Here is a 25,285-nt window from a genome sequence, read left to right on the forward strand (position 1 = left end):
ATGCAAAATTAAGATGCAAAAAGCGTACCATTTGTCCTTGTCGTTTTTTAGCTCGTAGAAGGCCTAAAAACAGCTGTTTTTCAATCAATACGATTGTAAAAAAAGCTGATTCACTTAAGAAAATAAGAATTGTATAAAATACGAAATATATGTGTACGGAACGTACAAATTGATGAAAATTATTTTACCAAGGTAAAAACTCGATCACTTGTTCGGAATCCAATTGTTTGGATTCACTTGGAAAGATACCAAGTCCATCTGAGTATCTACCAGCTTTGATATCTCCACTTCCATTAAAGGGAATTGAAACCAAATATGTTTTTTCTTTAGTGACCAATTGAACTGGGAAAAACTCTGTTAGGTCATGCTTTTTCTTTTTCGAACCGAGGATTGGCAATTTCAAACTAGATTCACGTTTTAAAGAAAGGGAGGATCTTAAATACGGATCGATAAAGATTCGGAAACATATTTGTACGCTAAAGGGATTTCCAGGAAGCCCAAAAACAATCGTATTTTCTTTTTTACCAAACCAAATTGGTTTTCCTGGTTTAATGGCTGTTTTATGAAAGATTTTCTTTACTCCTAACTTTGAAAGTATATTGGGAACTAAATCTTTTTCTCCCATCGATACACCACCAGATAAAATCAATATATCGCAGTCTAATCCATGTTTTACGATATTTTCCATTTGTATTTGATCATCTGGTACATGTGTAATTTGATCGGGTATAATTCCAAATTTTAATAGTGAGGTAGAAATCGTTACAGAATTTGAATCGCGGATTTGATGTGGAAGAGGATTTTCATGGATTGGAATAACTTCATTCCCTGTTGAAATGATACGTACCTTAGGGAATGAAAACACAGAAACTGTAGACTTACCTAAGCTAGCGAGTAATGAAATTTCAGAAAGACGAAGTTTAGTTCCTATCGGTAGCAGTGAATCTCCTTTTTTTGCATCTTCACCTTGTTTTGCGATATTTTGCCATTGTAATACTTGCTCCATAGGAAAGGAGACATATCGAATTCCATCTCTTTCTGAAAGTATGGCATCTTCAATTTTGATTACGACATCGAATCCTTCTGGGACCGGGGCACCTGTCATGATACGAATCACAGACTCATTTGGAAGTTTCGTAAGGGTAAAACCTGCATGAAGTTCTCTTTCATACTGAAATTGTTTCCCTTTCAAATATTCATTGTAAGAAATTGCAAATCCATCCATCGCAGAACGATGAAATGGTGGGTAATCTCGATCTGCAAAAATTTCTTCAGACAGTACTCTACCTAATGCATAGTTAAGTGGGATAAGTTCTGAACCATATGATTTTGATTCATTGAGTATTAAATCGATTGCTTCCGAATAGGAGATCAATGACCTTCACCCCTCATCATTTTTTTTGCATGGAAAACAGCTGGTAAAATCGCAGTTAAACTCTCTCGTGCTCCGTTGCTACTCCCAGGTACAACAATGATTATCGTTTTTCCAATACTACCTGCAACTGATCTTGATAACATCGCAAATGGAGTTCTATCTTGACCGAATGATCTCATGGTTTCAGCAATACCTGGAATTTCTTTATCAAACAACGGTTTGATGGTATCCGTTGTGTTATCTCTTGGGCCAAGACCTGTTCCGCCAGTTGTTATGATAATGTCTATTTTTTCTTTTGTCCAAGTAAGTATAGTTTGTTCAATTTCTTTAGGTTCATCGGGTACAATTTTGATTTCTAAAACTTGAACACTTTCGTTGGTTAGAAGTTCGGCGATGATTTTGCCAGATCCATCTTCTTTTTTGCCATCAAAACATGAGTCCGAACAAACCAATATTTTTGCAGTTGATCCTTCTGCAAATTTTGTTATTTGTTTATCTGTTTTTCCACCTTTTTTCTCTAAGAGCCGAACATTTGAAATTTCCAATGATTTATCAATTGGTTTTAAAAGATCATAAATGACAAGTGTAGCTACAGTCACACCTGTTAATGCTTCCATTTCGATTCCTGTTTTTCCTATGGATTTTGCTTGGGTAGTGATACGAACGGCATTTTTGTCTTCCATGATTTCAAATTGAATCGAAAAGGAATCAATGGGAACTGGATGGCAATGCGGAATAAGGTCGGATGTTTTTTTTGCACCTAACAGGGCCGCTGCTTTTGCCACTTCAAACAAATCACCTTTTGGTAAAGTATTTGATTTGATCCTTTCTATGGTTTCTTTTTGGCAGTAGACAAAACCTTCCGCTTCTGCATACCGGAGAGTGGTTCTTTTTCCCGTGATATCATTCATTCCTATCCCTTATATTGGAGATAGAATGGAAGCACAGCCATTTTTTAATGATTTTATTTCTTCATAAAATCGAACAATCTCGCCAATGACGATGATTGCAGGTGACTTGACTTTGTTTTCTTCTACAATGGACTCAATTGTTTCCAGATTCCCTGTAAAAACACGTTCCGATTCTAAGGTGGCGTTTTGAATCACAGCCATTTTTGTATCTTTTGAATTCCCTGAATTGATAAGTTCGGAAACTATCGGTCCAAGCGAATTTAAACCCATATAAATGATAATGGTTTTTCCGATACAGTTTAAGTTCTGAAAAGAATCAGAGTTTACGCCGTCTTTTTTGTGGCCTGATAAAAATAATATTTCCCTTGCATAATCTCTATGTGTTAATGGAGAGCCAAGTGAAGCGGCAACACCCGAAGCTGTTGTGATTCCTGCAACAATTTCACATTGGATTCCGTCTCGGAGAAGGGATAAAACTTCTTCGCCGACTCTACCAAAAATTGAAGGATCTCCACCTTTTAATCTAACTACTGTATGATGCTCATGTGTTGCTTGGATGAGTTTTTGATTGATTTCATCTTGTAGACAACTATGAATTCCCAATCGTTTCCCTACATATACCATTTGAATCCTTTTCCTACACACTCCTAGGATCCGAGGAGAAACTAAATCATCATAAAAAACAATATCTGCTTTTCTCAGTATTTTTAATGCTTTGATGGTGAGTAACTCTGGGTCTCCAGGTCCTGCGCCCACAAGGAATACTTTCCCTCGTTTTTCATTTGTAAAAGTGGCATTCATGGTGAGACACCTAGTTGACGAAGTAAGTTTGATTCAATTTCTAAATAAACAGAACCATTTTCTACGATGACAGTATATAAATTTACTTTTAGGTTATCGTCATTCAAACACTCACCCGATTGAAGTGAAAAGTTTCGTTTATGAAGAGGACAAACTACTTTTGGTTCCCCATTATTATCTCCAAGTATACCTCGAGATAAAACCATATCACCTGTGTGGGGGCATGCGTTATCACATGCATACCATTCATTTCTAGACTCAAAGTAAAAAATGGCAATTTGTTTGTTTCCGATTTTTGCACTAACACCACCTTCTTTTTCAAAGTCTGAAACTGGGCCAATCAATACTTTTTCTTTTGTATTTTGATTCGATAACATGATCATATCTCCTTTATGTTTTAACTAGGTCTTTTTCAACCCAATCCACTGGCCTAATTTGACCACGTTCCTCTGTGAATTGAATGTTAGGATCTGTTTCGTTACTATTGACAAAGTGTTTGAATTTTTTTTGTTTTTCAGGATCTTCGACAACATCTTTCCATTCACAATGATAAGTATTTACTAGATGTTTCATTTCTTCATCTAACTGTGAATTGATTCCAAGGCGATCATTGATCACAACATCTTTCAAATACTCAATTCCACCTTCTAACTGCTCAAGCCATGTAGAAGTCCTCATCAATTTATCAGCTGTTCTGATATAAAACATCATATAACGATCAATATACTTGATGCATGTATCTTCATCCAAATCTTCAGCGAAAAGAATCGCATGTTTTGGATTGACGCCACCATTTCCACCGATGTATAAATTCCATCCTCTTTCGGTTGCGATGATACCAAAATCCTTACCACGAGCTTCTGCGCATTCACGAATACAACCAGATACACCACACTTTAATTTATGAGGAGCACGTATTCCTTTATAACGTTCCTCTAGTTTGATGGCAAATGAGGTACTGTCCTGTACACCGAATCGACACCAAGTAGAACCAACACAACTTTTGACTGTTCGCATTGATTTTCCGTAAGCATGTCCACTTTCGAAACCATGTTCCACCAAATCCTTCCAGATAGATGGAAGTTGGTCAATCCTAGCACCTAACAAATCAATGCGTTGTCCACCTGTGATTTTACAGTACAGATTGTACTTTTTTGCTACATCACCGATGACAATGAGTTTATCCGGAGTGATTTCTCCGCCTGGAATCCTTGGCACTACTGAATATGTGCCTCCTCTTTGGATGTTGGCTAAATACTTATCGTTTGTGTCTTGGATTTCTCTATGTTTTAAAATTGGTTCATTCCAAATACTTGCAATGATGGAAGCAACTGCAGGTTTACAAATCTCACAACCATTTCCTTTCCCTATTTCTTTGATCACATCTGGAAACGTTTTTAATGATTTAACTTTGATTACTTGGTAAAGTTCTTTTCTTGAAAATTTAAAGTGTTCGCAAAGGTGTTCAGTGACCACTTTCCCCTGTGTTTTTAGTTCTGCTTTGAGTATAGAATTAACTTGAGGTAAACACCCACCACATCCACTCCCTGCCTTTGAACAATTTTTAAGACTTGTGATATCAGAACATTCCTTCTCTCGGATGGCTGTTAAGATATCGCCTTTAGAAACATTATTGCAGGAACAAATTTTTGCTTCATCTGGAAGAGTATCTGCTCCAAAAAGATTTTCAGAAGAAACAGACCCAACAATTAATGTTTCTGGTTCCTCTGGTAATTCCATTTTGTTGAGGTAAAAAGACAATAGATTACCATAAGCCTTTGCATCCCCAACAAGGATTCCACCGAGTAAATACTTTCCATCTGGAGATATGACAAGTTTTTTATAAACTCCACTTCTTGGATTTTTAAAAACGATAGGTATATGTTCATTTTGTCCTAGTGCATCTCCAAAAGAGGCGACCTCTACACCAATTAACTTTAGCTTAGTGGATAGATCAGATCCAGAATATACCTTTGGTTTATTCCCTGGGCTACAAAGATTAAACGCTAATGTTTCTGCCATCTCGTAACCGGGAGCTACAAGACCGTAAATAAAATTTCTGTGGAGTGCTACTTCACCAATAGCATAAATTCCATAAACATTGGTTCCCATGCCATCATCAACAATGATACCACCACGTTCACCAACGGAGATACCTGCTTCTTTTGCCAATTCATCTCTTGGGCGAATCCCCGCTGATACAATTAATAAATCGAAATCTAAGGTCCCACCATCTTTAAAGGCAAAACCTTCTATTTTTTTCTCACCTAAAACTCTTTCTGTTTGTTTGTTTAAATGGATTTCAACACCAATTTCTTCAATTTTTGATTTTAAGATGGCAGCTCCACCATCGTCCAATTGGCGAGGCATCAGTCTAGGTGCAAATTCAATGACATGGGTTTCTTTCCCTAAATCAACAAGTGCCTTCGCTGCTTCTAATCCAAGTAAACCTCCACCAAGCACTGCTGCCTTTTTTATTTTTTTACTATATTCTAATGTTTCTTCTAAATCTTCAATGGTTCTGTATACAAAAACTCCTTCTTTGTCTAAACCTTCAAGAGGTGGGATAAAAGGAGATGAACCTGTTGCAAAAATCAATTCATCAAATTCTAATTCTGTACCTAAACTTGTGACTAGTTTTCTCCGTACAGTATCTAACGATACAGCAGGTTCTGATAATAATAATTTGATTCCGTTACTTCGATACCAATCAGGGGAAGAAAGGTATAATGAATCAGCAGAGCGATTGGCAAAATATTCTGAAAGATGTACGCGGTCATAAGCGCGTCTTGGTTCTTCACCGAGGACCGTGATTTCAAATTTGTCAGTCCCACCGTATTCTACGAGTTTTTCACAGAACCTGTGACCCACCATACCATTTCCAATAACAACTAACTTCCGCTTGATCATGACTTTACCTAACCCAGAAATCGAAACTAAAGTTACCAGTCGCGATAACTTTCTATTGTTTTATGCACGAAGTGTACCTATGAAAGGCATCTAGTTTAAAAAAAGGTCTTATTCAGAAAAGATCCGTAGGATATTTGTACAAAATGTCCAATATTTGTTAGAATATTCGAAATCCTTTATAAAAAAGAGAAAAAGAAACATCTTGGTTAAACAATTCTTTCGGTTGGTTCGGATTTGGAGTTGTTTCGTTTTGTGAATCTAGCAGCAAAATGTGTACAATACGTACGAAATGATCGTTTGTCTCTGAAAGGATTGTTACAATTGGTTGGATTTTATTGAGTTTTTAAGAATATTCCTCTTTGTGTAAGCATTTTTATGAAATTTTACGCATTTGGCATAAATATTGCTGACTTTCTTTTGTGCAAACTACAGAAACCTATCCTTCTACGTGCTCTTATTGTGGTGTTGGTTGTGGTGTCCTTGTCGAAAAATTAGAAAAAAATGAAATTCGAATCGAAGGGGACAAAGACCACCCAGCCAATTTGGGTTTACTTTGCTCGAAAGGGAGAAACCTACACTATACTGTGATGGATCGAAGCGACCGGATTTTGTTTCCGATGCAAAGGGTAAATAGAACTTCGGATCTTTCAAGAATTTCGTGGGATGAGGCTCTTGATGGAATTAGTGATAGGTTTAAACAAATTATCAGAACACATGGTCCAGATTCTGTTGGATTTTATGTATCAGGTCAATTATTAACAGAAGAATATTATATTATCAATAAATTAATCAAAGGTTTTATCGGAAGTAATAACATCGATACCAACTCTAGACTTTGTATGAGTTCTGCAGTTGTGGGGTACAAGATGGCGTTAGGTGAAGATAGTGTTCCCATTTCTTACGAGGACATTGAACTTGCTGATTGTTTCCTCATTGCGGGTGCAAATCCAGCTTGGTGCCATCCTATTTTATTTAGAAGGATAGAAGCACAAAAGAAGAATTTTCCCAATACAAAACTCATTGTTGTAGATCCAAGAAAAACAGATACATGCGAGGATGCAGATTTACATTTACAAATCCATCCTGGAACTGACATTTATCTCTTCCATGCAATTGCCAAAATTTTAATCGATCACAATTGGATCGATAACGAGTTTATCGAATCTCATACAGAAGGTTTTGAAGGTTTAAATGTCTTTCTGAGGACGTTTGATTTACAGGAAGCTGCCAATATCTGTGGTATTCCTTTATATGAGATCGAGTTAGCAGCCAAATACATCCATGAGGCAAAAGGATTTTTGTCATTATGGGCAATGGGATTGAACCAAAGTGTGATTGGTGTGAATAAAAATTTAGCGTTGCTCAATTTATCTCTGATTACAGGCAAAATTGGAAAACCAGGATCTGGACCTTTTTCTTTGACTGGCCAACCAAATGCAATGGGTGGAAGGGAAGTTGGTGGGCTTTGTAATTTATTGCCTGCGCACCGTGACCTGAGTAATCCAAATCATCGCAAGGAAGTAGAAAGATTTTGGAACATTACTGAAGATACAATACAGAGTAAACCAGGGTATACTGCGGTTGAAATGTTTGAAAATCTAAAATCTGGAAAAATGAAAGCAATTTGGATCATATGTACGAATCCCACTACGAGTTTGCCGGATGCGAGGATGGTAGAACAAGGGTTACGTGAGTCAGAACTTGTAATTGTACAGGATATTTCCATGAGTTCTGCAGCTATCCCCTATGCTGATTATGTATTACCGGCAGCAGGTTGGGCTGAAAAACAAGGTACAATGACAAACTCAGATCGCAGAGTGACTTACTTATCTAAAATTATGGAACCTCCAGGGGAAGCGATGGCTGATACTTGGATCATCCAAAAGTTTGCAACCAGAATGGGTTTTGGTTCTTTTTTCTCATACAAATCAGAAGAAGATGTATTTTTAGAACATTGTGCACTAACGGAAGGAACAAAAATAGATATTAGTGGATTAGATTATTCGATATTACAAAAAAAGAGATCAGTACAATGGCCATTCCCTAAAAATAGTGTAGATGGAACTCCTCGATTATTTACTGATCATATTTTTTATCGTCCAAATGGCAAAGCTAAGATTTTTGATGTCATACCAGAAGATACATCAGAAAAAACATCCGAAGCATATCCTTTGATCCTCACTACAGGTAGAATCAGAGACCAGTGGCATACCATGACTCGAACAGGAAAAGTGCGAAAACTCATGGAACACAAATCAGAGCCTTACCTTGAAATCCATCCAACAGATGCGAATGTTGTAGGTGTGATTGATGGTGGTATTGTTGAAGTTCTGAATGATAGAGGAAGTGTTCGTGTGAAGGCGAAACTCACAGATTCCATCAAAAAAGGAACTGTATTTTTACCGATGCATTGGGGGAAAAAAAATAAAAATGATGCCTTCAGAGCTAATAATTTAACGAACAAAGAGTATGACCCTTTTTCTAAACAACCTGGGTTCAAGATTTCAGCAGTTAAGGTAATTCCATATGCAAAAGAAAGAGAAAAAATTCTGATCATTGGCGGTGGCAATAGTACCTCCGCCTTTATCAAACATTACAAAGAGCTTTGCCCAGATGATGAAATCACTGTTTTATGTAAGGAAGAAAATCCGCTATACAATCGAATTTTATTACCAGACTTTATCAGCGGTGAAAAAGAATTTATAGAGTTGGCAAGTGTTAGTGTAGAAGAAGTAGAAAATTGGGAGATTGAGTTACATACTTCAACCACTGTAACAGAAATTTTACCAGAAGCTAAAATTGTTAAGGATTCATTGGGAAATGTTCATTCCTATAACAAACTCATCATCGCAACAGGAAGTAGTCCTCAAATTCCAAAATCGATTTCCCAATCAATGGTGGGTGTGTTTAGTTTAAGAGCAAAAACGGATGCTGATAAAATCAAAGGTTTTTTTGTCCCTGATTCATACGCCTTAATTGTTGGGGGTGGATTACTTGGATTAGAACTTGCTTCTGCGCTTAAGTCACTAGGTGTCAAAGTGTCAGTTCTAGTCAGAACAAATCGATTGATGTCCAAACAACTGGATGCCGTTGCTTGTGAGATTTTGAAAGAGGAAATTGAGAGCCGTGGAATAGAAGTTATATTCAATTCAGAAATCAAAAAAGTTCATGGATACGATCGAGTATCTTATGTTGAATTAAAAGATGGTAAAAAACTTTATCCTGATGGAATTGTTTATGCAATGGGAACAAGTCCAAATTTGGTTTTAGCAAAAGAGATGGGTATCGACATTGGAGAAGGTATCAAAGTAAACGAATTTTTACAAACATCAGATCCTGATATTTATGCAATTGGTGAAGTCGCCGAACATACATCAGGTGTTTATGGAACTGTGCTTGCCGCCGAAGAACAGGCAAAAGTAGCAGCAAACCACATTTATGGTTACCAGTTCCAAATATATTCTGGATCTTTACATTCGAATTTATTAAAAATTCCAGGTTTAGAACTTGTTTCCCTCCGTTTACCAGGCATTCAATTTGAGAATTTGACAGATGAATATGAAGAAATCGTTTTCCTCGATCGAAAAAAGCATAAATACAAAAAATGTATCGTAAAAGGTGACAAACTAGTTGGCGCCATTCTTGTTGGAGATAAATCGGAATTTGTAGAATATAAAAATCTGATCGCTTCAGGTTTAGAGTTAGGAGAGAAACGAAACCAACTTTTATCTAGCATATCATCCGCCAAACCGCCGAAAGGTGCTTTGGTTTGCTCCTGTAATGGTGTTGGAAAAGGTAATATCGAGGATGAAATTCTTTGTGGCGCCAAAAATTTGACAGAAGTGATGGAAAAAACTGGAGCAGGGACTGGTTGTGGAAGTTGCAGACCTGAAGTGAATCAGATCATAAAAAATCTGATCTCAAAATGATTTTCTAATAAAAATTTCATTCAATCGTTTCTTTGATTGGATCTAAATTTTTATTTCCGCCACCAATGGAAGTAAAAGTTTTAAATCCAATGGATGCATAGTGGATACTCGTTCCGACAATCATAGCAATCAGAAATCCATAGGGTAATCCACTTGCAAGTAAACCTGTCATAATCACAATGATAAATTCTTTGCTATTTTGAAATGAATCTTTGGTTAATAAAATGAGTGATAAAGCTTCAAAAAAAAGTAATGTACCTAAGATAGGTAATGGAAATGCCTTTATCAAAATATCTAATCCATTCCCTATAAACAATCCAGATAAGAGATAAAACATACCATACAATAAGACAGAAACACCTGTTCTACCTCCAAAGGTATAATGACCGACCATTCCGCCTGCACCATGACAACAGGGTATCCCACTAAAAAATGGTGAGATCAAATTCATTATAGAATAAGACAATCCAATCTGTTTAATTGAAATTGGTTTTCTGTTTGGAAATAAATCATCTGATATTTGTTTTGTGGCAAGAATAGAATTTCCAATAGACAAAGGAATTTGAGGAAGCGTTAGTAATATAAACCCTTTTAAAATCATTTCAAGATTTGGTACGTATATTTTTGGTAGATTTGTTTCAAAATTTGAAAATTTTGAGTATGTTTCAAAATGAAAAAATAAAGAAAACACAAAACCAAAAATGATAACAACTAAGGACGCAGGAATCTTTCGGTTATCGATTAGTAGAATGATAAACAAAAACGATATTGCCGATAGGATATAACCTTTGGTACTATCTGAAGGGATATATTCCTTAAAAGCAAGCATACTCAAACTAATCCCTAAACCAAGTTGTAACCCTCTGACAACTGACTTGGGAACAAGTTTCGCAATTTTTTCGAGTATTCCCGTTGTTGAAAAAAACAACATTAGGATTCCAATGCTAAGTCCTCCACCTAACACGATAGGACCTGCAATTTTTCCTGTTATCACAATGGTTGCCATTGCTTTCAGTGGTTGCACGGGCATTGGTCTTTTATAGATAATGCCTGTTAGTATTTGCATACAACCAAATATGAGAAAAACACTGGGAGCATGAAGACCCGCCGCTAAGATCATCGCGATCAGAATCGGAAAATCTGTTCCAATATCTCCAAAAGCTCCTGCAATTTCGTTCCGATTGAAGGCAAAATCCTTTTGTTTCCACATAATTATGTGTAAGCTGTTTGTCTCATCCTAGATCAGAAAGTGTATTTTTATGGTTTGTTAAAAAAGTGAAATGATCAAAATTCGCTGGCAAGAAGATACTTGATAATGAGACCTATTCTCAAATAATTGGAGATATCAGAAAATAGGAAACACAATTGAAGGCAAAACGTTGGTACCAACTCCATTTGGTTCTCGGAATTTTTGGATCTAGTTTTTTATTCGTGTTAGGGATTACGGGTTCCTTACTTGTTTATGGGAAAGAGATACAGTCAATCCTCACACCCATCCAAATTCCATTGCAAGTGAATCGACTTCCATATGATGGTTTGTACCGAGGAGTTGTGCAGCAACTACCGGAGGGGAGTATTGCTGGTTGGTTGGTTTCCGATCTTTTAGACCAACCCGACCAAATATGGTTTCATGATACAAACACACCCAGTAAGGAAACTGTGTATTTACTTAACCCTTACAATGGAAAGATCATAGGTTCGTTGAAAGAAGATAGGAGCGATAGTTTTTATGGATTCCTCTTAGTATTACATTACAGCTTATTTATGGGCGGAATTGGATACTTCATCACTGGATGTTTTGCCATCGTATATTTATTACTCGTATTCACTGGCTTAAAATTATACAAACGATTCTGGATTTCTTTGTTTCGGCTACGTTTACGAGAGAGTCTCCAAATCTTATTTTCCGACTTACACAAATTTGTTGGAATTAATGCTGTTTGGTTCCATTTAATTTTGGCAATCACTGGCGGTTGGTGGAGTATACGCGATACAATCATTCGGAATGAACCTGAAGAGATCATTATCCATCACCTTTGGAACAATCGAAGTTCCATTGATGAATTGATTGATGAATCGATTAGACAAATTCCAAACTTTCATTTGGGATACATTTCCTTCCCACATCATGACCAAAATGAACCAATTGGCTTTTATGGAAATCGACATGATTCATCTGGATGGGAAAGTCGATATGGATCTTATCTACAATTTGATACAAGGACTAGGAAAATTCTTCGTATTGTCGACATTTCAAAAGAATCCAATCTAAATCAATTTTTAGATTCTTTCCGACCTCTCCATTTTGGAACCTTTGCAAATCATTTTAGTAAAGTGATCTGGATACTTTGTGGTTTAACACCGGCAATTTTATCTGTGAGTGGGATACTGATTTTTTATGAGAAGCGTAAAAACAAAAGAAAAGTTCTAAAACAAAGAACCCAATCCTAAAATTGGGTTTTTTGTAACTAGCAAATTGATCGATTATTGCCAACACTTTGTTGGATCATAACAAACATAAGTTCCGTTATAACCTTCACATGCTTCTTTTGCATTTTTTAGATTGTTGATGCCATAATAAATGTAAGCAGGGATCAAATATTTGTGTTCACCTTCTGTAGAGTAAGCATAAGGAATTAAATCATTGATACCATCTACTCCATCATAATGGCATGCGCTAATTTTATTATTGATGGCGCAAGGTCCATTGAAACGTTCTACCACTATATCAATTCCAATGGCATTTCCAATCGTAGCATATGTTTGCTCAATATTTAATTCCCACTCTGCTTTTTTTTCTAGGTAAGCGGTGGAGTATTCGCGACAAAATAATTGGGGGCCATTTTTTATACTAAATCTATGGCTATAAGCAATCGTTAGACCGAGTTTTTGACCTTCACTCATGCTATTTGCATTTAACTGTTGCAATGTTACAATTTCCACCAATTCATTGTTTGTTATTTTTGATTTTGGGTCAAAAAGTTCGCATTGGAAAGTGTTTAATCCAATGAAAAAAGATAGAAATAGAATTTTAATTTTTGTTTTCATATTGTTCTCCGCGAATTTAGATTTTATAGGTTAATACAAATCCATATGTTTTTGGTGCACCAGGAACTGCTTGGAATGTTCCGTCTATGTATGAGGTGAAATAGTATCGATCATTGAGATTGTTTGCATAGAGGTAGGCAGAGAGATTTTCTTTTTCATAACCAACTCTTGCATTTAATACATAATATGGATCGCTATACACAGTGTTATCTGCTGCGAAGTACATTTGGCCAACGGCTTGGAATTCTCCTCTAAAAAAAATTCCTAAGTCATTTCTATATTGAAGGTAACTGAGAATGTCGTATTTTGGTATAAAGTGGACCCACTTACCATTAAAATTTCGATTGAGAACTGTGTCTTGAAACCGATTGAATATCCCTTCTGTATATCCAGCTGTTAATCCTATTTTGGTATCTTTTTGTGGTTTTACAAAAGTCTCAAGTTCATAACCTCTGATTGTTACTAACTCAGCATTAAGATTTACATATTGAGAGAGGTTGATTGCTCTGATAACATGGAAGTCTTGAGTTTCTGTGTAGAACTGTGTATACTTCAGTCCAAATTTGTTTTTAAAAAATTCTGATTTGATACCTGCTTCAATCGTATCGTTAATTTCGGGTTTAAAATTTGCTTTGGAGGGTATGTTGACAACCGTACTATAACCAGCGTTTTTGTATCCTCTGCTCACACCGATAAAAAACATAAGATTTTCGATTGGTTTATAATCAAAAATGATTCTAGATACGTTGTAGTTGTACCGATTTTGGATTGAATAGGGATCGGATAAAAGAAGGGTATCACCTGCAGGATTTGAATTTGAAGGTCCGACAGCAATTTCTGAATGTGATAATCGACTGTCTTGTCTTTCGAGTCTAGCGCCTAACGTAATCGTAAATGTTTCAAAGAAGGTGTAACTATTATGTGTGTAAAGGCTTACATTTTTGTCGTTTATTCTAGAAATATTTTTTTCTTGGGTAGGTGCATTTAAACCAGGGAAATCATTGATCACATAGAGTGGAACTCGATGTTCTTTCGCTTGGTCTATATTCGTAATTTTATTGGAAGTATAAATCCCTAGTTTGAATTGAAATGGATTTAGTTTGTCTTTCGATTCTAGGTAAATATCATTGAGAAACGTAGTTGATTTTTCAATATAGATGGAACGATTTTGGTCAACTTTTGTGAAATCGGAATCAGCCGTAATGGGATCAATGTCCATTTTACGTAACGCTATTGCTGTTTTTAAGTTAGAGTTTGGTAATTTGGTAGTTGTCGATAGTGAATATGTATTTCCTGTAACATTACTTTTTCCTTCGTAATCCCAATATACTTTTCTATCTCCATTCACTCGATTGATATATGTGCCGTATAACTTCGAACAATTGGTGGGTGCCGCTACGCATCCTTGGAGCAGAGCTTTTTCTCTTTCTGATTTGGCGCCTAGATAATTAACAAGGTTAAGTGATCCATCATCGAAACTTTCAGCACTAATTTGTAAGTCGGCTTCAAAGATTTGATTTGGTGTAAAATACAATCGAAATCTACCTGCCTGACCTTTTCTTCCATCGGGGTGTGTTTTATAGATTTCAACAGGGAGTTCATATGGTCTATTATTAGGATAATAGAATCCAGTCACATTAGACAAGTATCCCTCTCTTTCGGTTGTTTTACCTGCGACTCCAAAATATAGTTTGTCATATATAATTGGAGAATTATAATATACTGATGTTTCTTGTTTTTTATAGTTTCCTATATCAAATGTGATTTTTCCCTCAGATAAATTGGTTGGTTTTTTTGTTTTGATTTCAACCACACCACCTTGGAAATTTTTACCAAAAAGAGTAGCTTGGCTTCCTCTATAAACTTCGATACTTTCTAGACCGTATAACTCGGTGTTAAGAGCTACATTATCATTTAAGGGAATTCCATCTAAAATTAGTCCGACAGCTGGTTCACTAAAGGCAATACTTCTCATACCTCGTATATTAAAGTATGTGAAGTTACGAGATCCTGAATCAATGATGGAAAAATTTGGAACTTGTTTGTCGATATCACCTGTTCTGTTGATCCCAGCATCTTGGATTTCTTGTTCATTCAGTCGACTGATACTGTTAGGTGTTCTTAAGATTTCACGATCCCTTTGGTCTTTTTTCCCAGTAACACGGATTCCGTTTTCTGGTTTTGGGTTTTCTGATTCATTTTTCGATTGTGAGTTGGTATTTTGTTTTGTCTTGGGTTCGATTGTTTCGGCTCTGACATAAGAAACCGGAAGTGGCGTCAAACAGAGGCAGGCGAAGTACACTAAAACCAAGTCAGAACGATTTACCAGTCGCCATCTTGGTTCGATTTTTGGTTTGGGCTTTAATTGAGAATTAATCTCAAATAAAAAGGACATACCGGCATGTTTGGCGCAGGCTTTATTTTGTCAAACATAAATGAGAATGAGACGCGAAATCATAAAATAACCCCAAGATCCCTCCCGAATGTCGCTATTTTAGGAGGTTGGGGCACTTGTTTTTGTGGATTAAAGGTTCAGGGGAGAGGAGGGATTTAGAAATATTTTTTGTATTCTATGATGAGGCAACGGTTGGAAACAACTTTGATCCCTGCGTTTTCTGCTTTTTTTTCTGCTTCTGGGTGCGAAATTCCCAATTGTAACCATAAAACTTCAGTTCCACCTAACATTAGAATTTCATCTACAACTTCTGGAATTTTGTCAGAACTTCTGAATACATCGATGAACTTTCGATTTTCTTTTGGGATGTCCTTTAAACTTTTGTAGATCTGAAATCCGCCTATTGTATGTTCTTTGGGATAGGTTCCGATGACATTCCAACCTTTTTCACGAATGAAAACAGGGACATAATGACTAGGTTTTGCAGGATCTTGGCTTAAACCATATACTGTGATTGTTGGATAAGATTGGAGTAAGGATTTAATTTCAGAATCTGGAACATTCATACAGAGATTATATTCTGTTTTAGGAAAATTGCAAGGATCGTCATAGTAAAAAGGATATTCCAATTAGATTTAAATCACTTAATAGAATTCCTTTGACTTACTCAAATCCATTTCTGTTTCAAGAAAAAGGAATCGAAGAACTTTAAATCATTCATAAACAACGAAAACAAGATCAATTTGTTCTCCTTTCGCATTCTAAAAAATCGGATCTCATCTGGATAAATATTTCCTAAAAAAGGAGGATTGCAAAAACAGGTATAAGTTATTTTTATATGAAAGACAAAAAGCTTGAAACAAGATTTCACGAGATGCGTGCTAAAAAGAACAACTCTGTTGAGGATTCATTCGCACTCTATGATGCATTGGATGTAGTTCCATTGAATGAGATGATGGGGCGTTGGCATGGATCAGGATTTCATACAGGTCATACGATGGATGGTGCTTTAGAAACATTCAATTGGTATGGTAAGGAATTTGTTGATCCTGAAAATGTTCATCCATTGGTTTTTAAATCGTTTGGAAAAACATTGTTTAAAGTAAATCCATCGTTAATGCCTGTCAGGTTAGCGACACTCATTCCTTCTACAAAACTATGGCCATTACGTTACCTTTTTCTGTTAGTTCGATTTTTGTTCCAAACGAAACATTCCAAAGCTCGTGTGAGACAAATTGAGTTTAGAGGGAAAGTTTCATCTGCAATGATCTATGATAATCTTCCCATCCATGACGTTTTTCGCAAAGTAAATGAAAACACTTTGTTTGGATGTATGGATTATAAAGGAATGAAACAACCTTTTTTCTTTGTATTAGAGCGTGATTGATTTGAAGTCAGTATAAAATTTGATTTTTATTTATTAGCACTTTTTGTAGAGATCCAATTAAATACTGACAGAAAATATTCTCCAATCAATTGATTCGACCAAGATTTGGCAAATAATCCTTCATAAAATGCAATATGACTACCTCTTTTGGTGTGTACATGAATCGTATTTTTGAGATTTTCAAGCCAATGTAAGTTTTCTAAAACATTCAAATTTACGCATATAGGATCATCTGCAGCATTTAAAACTAAGAGGGGTGTTTTGATTTGATTTGCAACCAGTATGGGGTTTGAATTCTGATAATAGGAGTCTTTATCTTTATAACCAGAAATTGAATGTAGTTTGTCCTGAAATTCTCCAAGTGTTTTAACATTCAATAAATCTTCAGTTCCTCTAACATTTGCAAAACTTTTGTAATGGCGCTTTAGAAAGTAGTTAATCATTCTTTGGCCCATCACTTTACTGTAAACTGGGTGAACTCTATGGAATGCTTTTTCGATATCATATGCAGGTGATACTGCAACCGCAGCTTGGAATAAACTTTTTGGGCCAGCTTCCCCTAAATAACGTGCTAAAAGACCAGAACCAGCTGAGATACCAACACCAAATAACGGTTTACTTGGGAATTGTTTCCGAATGTGATTTAATTGTTCCTTTAAATCGGAAGTTGATCCCATTGTATTGATGATTGGTTTTGTAAGTGGAAGGTTACCATGTCCTCTTCGGACACAAACTACCACAATCCAATTCAATGTCTCTCTGATATGAGAAACAGTTGATTTAATGTCTTGTTCATCTCCACTGATAGTGTGAAATACTACAACAATTGGTGTATTGTCTTTGTGATTGACAGATTGAATTCCTGACCATGCAAGACCAGTTGTGCCACCATCTTTCATTTCTAAATGTTCAATTTTATCATAAAGAAACTCTTTTGTTTTTGATTCGCGAAACATCAGAAGAAACAACATGAAATGGGGGTTATAACACCAAATTGTTGGGATATACCGCTTTAATAACTTGGGTGTTTCTGAAATAATTTTTGAAGATAATTCTGTATCAATGAATCGAAGTGTTGGAGATTCAACAACATTGATGAAATAATGAATTAAAAAAACAAAGACCAGTATCAGACTGATTGTGATATAAATATTTCCAAATATCATTCTAATATTAGTCGTACTTTAATTTTGAATTCAGTTCTTGCATGAAAGGAATGTCAAATTTAACAACTTTTCTGTCATAAGTAACAATTCCATTAATTTCTTCTTCCACATCGCTCACCTGAGTGTAAATTGAGGCACTAAGTCCTTTTGGGATTAATGGAATCAGTTCATTTTCTATTAATTTTTTATATTCATAGTGTAATGTTTCTTTGTTGGGAAGGATTTTATAACCAAATAGTTTTTTGTCATCATAAACATGTCCTTCTGTTTTTAGAGAATATCCGCCAAACTCAGATAGTACGATGACTCTATCTTCTTTTTTGGGAACTTTTAACTTTTGGTAGTATAGGTGTAGGCTTTTTAGATCACTGCTATTTTTACCTTGGTCATACCATCCACTTACACTATCAATGGTCCGAGTGGAATCCAGGTTTTTTAATTTTTTAGTGAGGTTTACGCTATCAAATTGTCCCCATCCTTCATTGAATAGAACCCATACAGATAAGGAAACAGTATTATAAAGTAGATTTACAGTTTGGTTCATTTCTTCTATAAATTCCTTTTTTCCTTTTTCATCCGTACGATTTAAAAAACGATGTTTTGTATCATCGGTTTTCCAGCCAATAAACGGTAGATAGGCGACTTTCCAAGTTTCATACGGACCTCCTCCACAAACAAAGTCTTGCCAAACCAACATTCCCAAACGATCACAATGATAGTACCACCGTAATGGCTCAACTTTGATATGTTTTCTTAATGTATTAAATCCCATTTCCTTCATTAAGCGAATTTCATTGATCATCGATTCGTCGTCAGGCGGAGTCAAAAGTCCTTCTGACCAATATCCTTGGTCTAAAAGTCCGTTATGAAAATATGGTTTGTTGTTAAGGTATAATCTCTTGAATTTTCCATCATATCCAATGGAAAATTTACGCATGCCAAAATAAGATGTCACCTCATCATTTTTGGTTTTGATCCTTATGTCATATAATTTGGGATTTTCTGGAGACCATAAAATCATATTTGGGATTGGCACTGTGCATGTTTTTTTGGAACTTTCTGCAATCACTTCATTTCCATCTAGAATTTGAATTGTGATCACATCAGTATCAGAATTGATTTCTAATTCTACTGATTTTGTTTCTATGTTAGGTGTTATCTTTATGTTTTGGATATAATCTTCTGAAACACTTTCCAACCAAACAGTTTGCCAAATGCCAGATTGAGGTGTGTACCAAATGCCACCACGTTTTAGTTTTTGTTTGCCCCTTGATTGCGTACCTGTATCAGTTGGGTCTGTCACAGTAAGTCTTATCTCGTTTTTACCAATTTTAATGGCTTTTGATACATTAAAAAAGAATGGTAAAAAACCTCCTTGATGGTATCCAACTTCAACTCCATTGATATAACAAATACAGGAATAATCAACAGCTCCAAAATGTAAAAATGTAATATCCCTTAAAAATTCAGAACTGATTTCAAATTCTCTTTTGTAAAACAAAACTTCATTTGGTTTTAGAATCAAATTACCGAGTCCACTCGCTTTTGACTCTGGCGAAAATGGAACAATGATTTTGTGTTGGTATTCGAGACTTTCACCTTGTTTTACATGCCCTAAAAACCATTCTCCATTTAAATTTAGATAACTGTCCCTTTGGAGTTGTGGCCTTGGGTATTCTGAATGAGGTATTTTCATTCTAGTTTTGATTTCCTCGTCTAATTAGCATTAATGGATAAAAGATAAACAAACAAAAGATGGCTCCTGTAATGAAAATCTCTGGAGATGGAACATGCGCTAGGCTTCCGTTTGCTGGATCTATATAGGTTAAATTCGTAGATTCGTTAATTTTTTGTCCAATCATTGGTCCAATGAACATTGGAATTAATACAAAGAAAATCATACGGATTCCTTGTAATTTTCCTGTATTTTCATTTGGAGTATAATCTCTGATTTGTGCTCCCAGAAGTGCTAACACTTGAACAAATCCTGTAATTAAAACCAAACTAGTAAAACCAACAGAGACCATTAAAATTGTAGAATCGTATCCTTTTAAAGTTTTTGCGACTACATACAATGATGCCATACCAAAAATATAAATAGAAGAAAATTGTAAGAGAAGTTTGTCTTTGTCTTTTCCATCAAATTGTTTTCCAAGGAGTATGGTAATGACACTTGCACCTAATATCACACCAGCGAGTACGATTGAATATTGGATTGCATTAAAACTAAGATACTCTTGCATAAATATGATGAGATAGGGCATATAAATCTGACTTGCAATCCCATAAATTCCCATAGCAATAAAATACAAATACAATCGTTTATGATTTAGAATCACTGAAGTCCTAAAACCGTATAAGATATCTGAAATAAAATCTGATCTTTGTGCTTTCAGATTGGGATGATCTTTGATAAACCATAAGCCAATCACACCAGATAACGACATCAAAGTTCCAACCGCAATGAAGAGTCCTGGATATCCTAAAGCAATGACGATCATACCAAAACCTCCTGCAACAATTAACATTGCAAGAAGTGGCATTGCCGATAAAACACCTTCTGCTAAACTTCGAGCATTACCCGTATTATCGGTTACATAGGCATTAAATGCTGCATCATTTGCAGTGGATCCAAATGCTGTCATGATACAGTCAAGAGTAATCACAATGGCGATTGTGAGTTGAATGATTTGTGTTTCGTCTGTGATCCCAAACCATAGGCTTGTGTTTTCTTTAGAAACGAAGGCAAACGATAAGGTTAGAAATCCCCAAAACAAATATCCAAGAGAGATAAAATACTTTCGATTCCCAAGTCGATCAGATAAAATTCCAGCGAACAAAGTGATAAAAGTCGCAACAATTCCGCTCAATTGTACCATAAGAGTTACGGATGAAGTACTTTTTGAAATTGTATTGTAGATAAATAAATTGAAGTAAATGTTTTCTACAGACCAAGCGATTTGGCCAACAAGACCGAATAAAATGAGAACAAACCAAAGGCGTCCACTCAAACTGTGATTTTTCATGATCGCACAGTTTTCCTAACACTGAGTCTGTTTGGCGACTCTTATTTTTGAATTTGGTTCAAAACTTTAGGCAAATTCAAATACCCCTTTGTTCCTTAAAAGACCTTCCCGAGTTGGAAACCAACCCATTGGTGTTGTTGGGGTAATCCTTTTGCTGCTTGGAAATCAATGGTTTGGTAATTGTAATGAAGGCCAAATAAAAATCCTGCATTGGAAACCGAAACAAATCCTGCACGGATAAATCCAACAGCACGTTTTAAGTCAGCAATATAGGTTTTGTTGTCTCTATACTCAGCTTCTTCACGTAACAACTGTAATAGTGTTTCTCTTTGTTTCGGATCCAAAATGAATTGAGAGAGAACTTCATAGGAATAGTATCGAACAATAGGAGGGAGTTTTCCTCCTTCAGGTCTAAAGATCGAATAAATGGCCAATGCTCTTGCATTTGTTGGAATTTGGTCCCATTGTGCCGATAAATTTGATAATAAAAACAGACGAGTTGTACGTTCAATTTCCTCAGCACCATTAAAAATATTGTTAAAAATTAAATAATTTAATCCTATATTATAAGGATTTGTGGTGCCATTGACCAAAAATTCATTAAACAAGATATAACGTTGTAAAGTATTCTTACCATTATCTTCCGATAACATTCTATATTGTAATTCTTTTTCCCCCACATCAGGAGTTGGATTGTTTAAAAAACTATCCCAATTACTAAACGCCGAACTTCTGTTTTGAGATTTATAAGCTTTATCTGAACCCATTTGCCCTTGGATTGTTGCATTATATGCTTGTAAGGTGCCACCTGGATTCACATAAAAATACCAATACCCTTTTCCATCTTCGTGGAGGATGGGAGACCCTGGTTGGAGTGCGGAACTACCTGGCCCTGGTGTTTTATCCACATTACCGAAACGAAAAATAAGTCCAAAAGATACGTCTGTTTGGATATTTCCTAAATTTACATTGTACTGTGTTCCAAAAAATCGATGGTAAAATTTTCTGATGTCAGTCTTTAAAGCAACAGAATACGAATCTGGTATTTGTGTGTCCCAACCTTGTGGAGTAGGGGAACCTATGAAGTTATGAAAATTAATTTGTGCTGATTTCCCACCAACGGATGGTCCTATCATACCTAATTCAAGTTCTGTGGTGATACTTGTATCTTCAGTAAAAGTTGTTAATGAATTTGTAAAATAACCTCTACTGGAATATGGCCTATCTCCGTAGGATACATCCGCCTTTTTGATGTTTGTAGGTGTATAAAATTCCTGTCCTACTGCAAATCCTTGAAGGTATCTTGTTTTTTCGTTTGGTGTGATAAATAAATCATTCCAATAACTGAATACTCTTCTCGTAGGATTCGATTCCCCCGCACTCATATGAAATTCTAATCTAGATCCATTTGTGTAGTATCGATCTGAAAAACCACCAAATGCATCATTTTCCATGATCAAACGAAGTTGGTACTGATCAGGATTGTTTGGTGTAGTCCTTTCTACTTCGATAGGTGGTTCAACAACTGGTTTGATCAAAGATTGTTTTTTATTTTGTTTTGATTGTGCATATGACAAATCAACTAACAAAATGTATATGAAGATTGGTAGGAGAATCTTTATTGTTTTCATGTTTTAGTTTTGATTGTTTTGGTCATCGTCTGGTTTTAAGTATAAATATTTTTCGGCCCAAAACGTTCCAAATGGAACTACAGATGCAATTGCTGCGAGAATAGTTTTTTTCATTTTCCAATTCAGTTCTACTTTCACTTGGAATAATTCAACTAGGTATAAAAGAAACAAGAGACCATGCACAAGTCCCACCACTTTATTTGGTTCTGGGTTCTGGTAGAGATACTTAAGAGGCATTGTTACCAATAGAATGGTTAAAAAGGAAACTCCTTCCAAAAATGCCAAGATTCGGAACCTACCTAATTTGGTTTTCACTAGAGTGATCATAAAACTCCCTATTTTTTAGTATCACCAGACTACCTGGTGACCTGGAATTCGTCCGTACATTCTTTGCGACCAAAGGTCGGAGTGGTTCTCTAAAAAACCAAATCTTCCTCCATTTGTTCTTTTTTGAACGAAAAAAATTCCTCTCCCAGAATTTCATTTTGTTCTGATTAGTCGACAATTGTTCGGGATTGACATTTTCTCGGAACCACATAAAACGAGAAGGATGAAAATTCGGAACTACCTTTCCTTCTTTCTTTTTTTTACCCTTCCTTTATTGGCAAATGAGTCAGGGTCGTTTTTAGCTGGGATGGCCAAAAAAGACATCACAGGCCCTCCAGTGGGAGTTATGTTTTGGGGTTATGCCCGCGAGGACCAAACAGGTATGGGAATCCAAACCAGACAATATGCACGTGCATTGGTAATCGAAGATAAAGCGACACAAAAACCCTTTGCCTATGTCACTGCAGAAGTGGGAGGGATTCCTTTCGAAATCCAAAGAGAAGTTGTATCTAAATTACAAAAGGAAGTAGATCCAAATTTTCATTTGGGGAATGTTTTATTAAATGCATCTCATACCCATAGTGGGCCTGCGGGTCATTTTCATTATTCTGAAATTTCTTTTTATTCCACACAGTTTTATGGTGACTCCTATGTTGTGTTACGCGATGGAATTTTCGAAGCCATCAAAGAAGCGTATCAAAAAAGAAAACCTGCCGAATTAAAAATTGGTAAAACATATGTGAAAGATGCAGGTGTGAACCGAAGTTTGTCTGCTTATATGGCAAATCCAGAATCGGAAAGGAATTTATATCCAGACAATATAGATAAAGAGATGGTCCAACTGAATGTATTTGTGGGTGGAAAACCAATTGGATTTGTGAATTGGTATGGAGTACATCCGACGAACATAACATTTGATAATCGATTGATTTCTTCAGACAATAAAGGGATCGCATCTCTACTAGCAGAAAAAGAAGCATTCAAAAATGGAGATCCATCATTTGTTGCTATTTTTGCGCAAGCTAATGAAGGAGATGTATCACCAAATTTAAATTTGGACAATACGGGACCTGGAAAGGATATCTATGATAGTAGTTTTATCATTGGGAAACGACAGTTTTTAGCAAGCCAGGAGATTTTAAAATCGAATGGTAAAACTTTAAAAGGTGGATTACAATTTGCTCATACATTCATCGATATGAGTAAACATCCTGTTAGAAGTGAATTCTCAGGTACTGGGAAAACAGAATATACATGTCCTTCTGCCTACGGATATGCATTTGCTGCTGGATCAACAGAAGAAGGTGGTGGTCACTGGTTATTCCATGAAGGAATGACGGAGAAAAATCGAAAATTTTATATCGATTGGATCGCCAAATTTATGTTACAGTCACCTTCCGAAGAACTCAGGGAGTGTCAAAAACCAAAAGCAGTTTTATTTCCTATGGGTGAAACTAAACCTCTTCCTAGCCTTCCACAAATATTGCCATATGGAATTGTGTTAGTTGGTGATTTGTCTATACTAGTTTTACCTCATGAAGTTACAACAATGTCAAGTCGTAGATTAAAAAAAGAAGTGCAAGTTGTTATGAAAGATAAAATTTCTGAAATTGTTTTATCTGGATTAACAAATGATTTTTCCGGTTACATTACAACACCAGAAGAATATTCTACACAAAATTATGAAGGTGGACACACCTTACATGGATCACAAAGTTTAAATGCATTACGACAAGAATTTTTTAGAATGGCTTCAGATCTAGTAAGAGGAATAGAGTTTTCGAAATCATCAGTTTCGAATCCAATGCCTCTCGATTTATCGGATCGAATCCATCCTTTAAAACTTCCAGATTCAGAAATTGTATCTGAGAAACCAAAACAGGTGTTAAAGCAAAATGTAGGTGTTTATAAAAAGGGGGACCAAGTGGTATGTCAGGTGAATGCGGTGAGCCCCAATATTGGTTACCCAAAGGTCACTTCTTACCTATGGCTCGAAAAAAAAGTAGGAACCGATTGGAATCGTGTGAAATCAGATGCTGATTTTGATACAAAATTTGTGTTCCACAAACCTGGATATTTTGACAAAGGCATAGGAAAACTAGATCTTATCTGGGAATCCAGTGATACGGATACGGAAGGAGAATATCGTTTGGTACATGAAGGAATTTACTTACCAAGCGATTTGAAAAAAAATCCTTACCGAGTGGAGTGCCCTTCCTTCCGATTACAATAATCGCAAATCAAAAGGATGTGTCTGTTCTTTATTCAAAGAAGAGACCATCCGATACCTAATACTTCCAACCTTGTGTCTACAATCTATTCACTCTTAGAAAAACAAGTTGTGAAAAATACCTAACGTATAAAATTTTCTCAGATTTA

General features: G+C 35.9%; 18 protein-coding genes. 4 read left to right on the forward strand and 14 right to left on the reverse strand.

The window, feature by feature from the left end; all coding sequences use genetic code 11:
- Window positions 1–184: 184 nt before the first annotated feature.
- From CH354_RS11535 to nirB, 5 genes are read right to left on the reverse strand one after another with little or no spacing between them, the layout of a single operon-like run.
- Window positions 185–1,375 carry a molybdopterin molybdotransferase MoeA gene (locus tag CH354_RS11535; RefSeq protein ID WP_100727084.1) on the reverse strand — a complete coding sequence of 397 codons (1,191 nt, stop codon included), beginning with the start codon at window positions 1,373–1,375 and terminating at the stop codon, window positions 185–187.
- Window positions 1,372–2,286 carry a bifunctional molybdenum cofactor biosynthesis protein MoaC/MoaB gene (gene moaCB, locus CH354_RS11540; RefSeq protein WP_100716612.1) on the reverse strand — a complete coding sequence of 305 codons (915 nt, stop codon included), beginning with the start codon at window positions 2,284–2,286 and terminating at the stop codon, window positions 1,372–1,374. Before moaCB ends, CH354_RS11535 begins: the two co-directional genes overlap by 4 nt.
- Window positions 2,287–2,295: 9 nt before the next feature.
- Complete coding sequence (gene cobA / locus CH354_RS11545) at window positions 2,296–3,087, reverse strand: uroporphyrinogen-III C-methyltransferase (RefSeq protein WP_100716611.1); 792 nt, start codon at window positions 3,085–3,087, stop codon at window positions 2,296–2,298.
- Complete coding sequence (gene nirD / locus CH354_RS11550) at window positions 3,084–3,464, reverse strand: nitrite reductase small subunit NirD (RefSeq protein ID WP_100727083.1); 381 nt, start codon at window positions 3,462–3,464, stop codon at window positions 3,084–3,086. Before nirD ends, cobA begins: the two co-directional genes overlap by 4 nt.
- 13 nt (window positions 3,465–3,477) lie before the next feature.
- Window positions 3,478–5,997: a nitrite reductase large subunit NirB gene (gene nirB, locus CH354_RS11555; RefSeq protein ID WP_100727082.1), complete on the reverse strand. Its 2,520-nt coding sequence runs from the start codon at window positions 5,995–5,997 to the stop codon at window positions 3,478–3,480.
- 419 nt (window positions 5,998–6,416) lie between these two features.
- Here nirB and CH354_RS11560 point away from each other — a divergent pair, with 419 nt between their 5' ends.
- Complete coding sequence (locus tag CH354_RS11560) at window positions 6,417–9,926, forward strand: nitrate reductase (protein ID WP_100727081.1); 3,510 nt, start codon at window positions 6,417–6,419, stop codon at window positions 9,924–9,926.
- Between the two features lie 16 nt (window positions 9,927–9,942).
- Here the strand turns inward: CH354_RS11560 and CH354_RS11565 are convergent, their stop codons facing one another.
- Window positions 9,943–11,136 (reverse strand): putative sulfate/molybdate transporter, encoded by a 1,194-nt coding sequence (locus CH354_RS11565; RefSeq protein ID WP_100727080.1) that lies wholly within the window; start codon window positions 11,134–11,136, stop codon window positions 9,943–9,945.
- A gap of 155 nt (window positions 11,137–11,291) precedes the next feature.
- Here CH354_RS11565 and CH354_RS11570 point away from each other — a divergent pair, with 155 nt between their 5' ends.
- Entirely contained in the window at window positions 11,292–12,377 is a 1,086-nt protein-coding gene (locus tag CH354_RS11570) for a PepSY-associated TM helix domain-containing protein (protein WP_100727079.1), read from the forward strand.
- 33 nt (window positions 12,378–12,410) lie between these two features.
- Here CH354_RS11570 and CH354_RS11575 read toward each other — a convergent pair whose 3' ends face one another.
- From CH354_RS11575 to CH354_RS11585, 3 genes are all read right to left on the reverse strand, one after another.
- Complete coding sequence (locus CH354_RS11575; protein WP_100727078.1) at window positions 12,411–12,974, reverse strand: LIC_11695 family lipoprotein; 564 nt, start codon at window positions 12,972–12,974, stop codon at window positions 12,411–12,413.
- A gap of 16 nt (window positions 12,975–12,990) precedes the next feature.
- Window positions 12,991–15,369, reverse strand: a complete 2,379-nt coding sequence (locus CH354_RS11580; protein WP_100727077.1) for a TonB-dependent receptor — start codon at window positions 15,367–15,369, stop codon at window positions 12,991–12,993.
- Between the two features lie 155 nt (window positions 15,370–15,524).
- Window positions 15,525–15,935, reverse strand: coding sequence for a CoA-binding protein (locus tag CH354_RS11585; RefSeq protein ID WP_100727139.1), 411 nt, complete (start codon window positions 15,933–15,935; stop codon window positions 15,525–15,527).
- A gap of 272 nt (window positions 15,936–16,207) precedes the next feature.
- On the opposite strand from CH354_RS11585, the gene CH354_RS11590 reads away from it, so the two are divergent.
- Window positions 16,208–16,756 (forward strand): DUF4334 domain-containing protein, encoded by a 549-nt coding sequence (locus CH354_RS11590; RefSeq protein WP_100716603.1) that lies wholly within the window; start codon window positions 16,208–16,210, stop codon window positions 16,754–16,756.
- Window positions 16,757–16,782: 26 nt separating this feature from the next.
- On the opposite strand, the gene CH354_RS11595 is transcribed toward CH354_RS11590, so the two are convergent.
- The 5 genes from CH354_RS11595 to CH354_RS11615 all read right to left on the reverse strand — a co-directional run bounded on the left by CH354_RS11595 (window position 16,783) and on the right by CH354_RS11615 (window position 22,906).
- Window positions 16,783–17,922, reverse strand: coding sequence for a YheT family hydrolase (locus tag CH354_RS11595; protein ID WP_100727076.1), 1,140 nt, complete (start codon window positions 17,920–17,922; stop codon window positions 16,783–16,785).
- 7 nt (window positions 17,923–17,929) lie between these two features.
- Window positions 17,930–19,618 carry a glycoside hydrolase family 2 protein gene (locus CH354_RS11600; RefSeq protein WP_100727075.1) on the reverse strand — a complete coding sequence of 563 codons (1,689 nt, stop codon included), beginning with the start codon at window positions 19,616–19,618 and terminating at the stop codon, window positions 17,930–17,932.
- A 1-nt stretch (window position 19,619) separates the two neighbouring features.
- Complete coding sequence (locus tag CH354_RS11605) at window positions 19,620–20,948, reverse strand: MFS transporter (RefSeq protein WP_100727074.1); 1,329 nt, start codon at window positions 20,946–20,948, stop codon at window positions 19,620–19,622.
- A gap of 95 nt (window positions 20,949–21,043) precedes the next feature.
- Window positions 21,044–22,579 carry a lipid A deacylase LpxR family protein gene (locus CH354_RS11610; RefSeq protein ID WP_100727073.1) on the reverse strand — a complete coding sequence of 512 codons (1,536 nt, stop codon included), beginning with the start codon at window positions 22,577–22,579 and terminating at the stop codon, window positions 21,044–21,046.
- Window positions 22,580–22,582: 3 nt separating this feature from the next.
- The gene (locus tag CH354_RS11615) at window positions 22,583–22,906 is read right to left on the reverse strand and encodes a DUF3817 domain-containing protein (protein WP_100727072.1); all 324 of its coding nucleotides are present in this window, start codon (window positions 22,904–22,906) and stop codon (window positions 22,583–22,585) included.
- Window positions 22,907–23,129: 223 nt separating this feature from the next.
- On the opposite strand from CH354_RS11615, the gene CH354_RS11620 reads away from it, so the two are divergent.
- Entirely contained in the window at window positions 23,130–25,139 is a 2,010-nt protein-coding gene (locus tag CH354_RS11620; protein ID WP_100727070.1) for a neutral/alkaline non-lysosomal ceramidase N-terminal domain-containing protein, read from the forward strand.
- Window positions 25,140–25,285 lie beyond the last annotated feature (146 nt).

The organism is Leptospira levettii (assembly GCF_002812085.1).
Lineage (GTDB): Bacteria > Spirochaetota > Leptospiria > Leptospirales > Leptospiraceae > Leptospira_A > Leptospira_A levettii.

Excerpts from the sequence above, each read along its gene's own strand:
- moaCB (WP_100716612.1), bottom strand. The coding sequence starts at position 2,286 with ATGAATGATATCACGGGAAAAAGAACCACTCTCCGGTATGCAGAAGCG.
- cobA (WP_100716611.1), bottom strand. The coding sequence starts at position 3,087 with ATGAATGCCACTTTTACAAATGAAAAACGAGGGAAAGTATTCCTTGTG.
- nirD (WP_100727083.1), bottom strand. The coding sequence starts at position 3,464 with ATGTTATCGAATCAAAATACAAAAGAAAAAGTATTGATTGGCCCAGTT.
- nirB (WP_100727082.1), bottom strand. The coding sequence starts at position 5,997 with ATGATCAAGCGGAAGTTAGTTGTTATTGGAAATGGTATGGTGGGTCAC.
- CH354_RS11565 (WP_100727080.1), bottom strand. The coding sequence starts at position 11,136 with ATGTGGAAACAAAAGGATTTTGCCTTCAATCGGAACGAAATTGCAGGA.
- CH354_RS11575 (WP_100727078.1), bottom strand. The coding sequence starts at position 12,974 with ATGAAAACAAAAATTAAAATTCTATTTCTATCTTTTTTCATTGGATTA.
- CH354_RS11580 (WP_100727077.1), bottom strand. The coding sequence starts at position 15,369 with ATGTCCTTTTTATTTGAGATTAATTCTCAATTAAAGCCCAAACCAAAA.
- CH354_RS11585 (WP_100727139.1), bottom strand. The coding sequence starts at position 15,935 with ATGAATGTTCCAGATTCTGAAATTAAATCCTTACTCCAATCTTATCCA.
- CH354_RS11590 (WP_100716603.1), top strand. The coding sequence starts at position 16,208 with ATGAAAGACAAAAAGCTTGAAACAAGATTTCACGAGATGCGTGCTAAA.
- CH354_RS11595 (WP_100727076.1), bottom strand. The coding sequence starts at position 17,922 with ATGATATTTGGAAATATTTATATCACAATCAGTCTGATACTGGTCTTT.
- CH354_RS11600 (WP_100727075.1), bottom strand. The coding sequence starts at position 19,618 with ATGAAAATACCTCATTCAGAATACCCAAGGCCACAACTCCAAAGGGAC.
- CH354_RS11605 (WP_100727074.1), bottom strand. The coding sequence starts at position 20,948 with ATGAAAAATCACAGTTTGAGTGGACGCCTTTGGTTTGTTCTCATTTTA.
- CH354_RS11610 (WP_100727073.1), bottom strand. The coding sequence starts at position 22,579 with ATGAAAACAATAAAGATTCTCCTACCAATCTTCATATACATTTTGTTA.
- CH354_RS11615 (WP_100727072.1), bottom strand. The coding sequence starts at position 22,906 with ATGATCACTCTAGTGAAAACCAAATTAGGTAGGTTCCGAATCTTGGCA.
- CH354_RS11620 (WP_100727070.1), top strand. The coding sequence starts at position 23,130 with ATGAAAATTCGGAACTACCTTTCCTTCTTTCTTTTTTTTACCCTTCCT.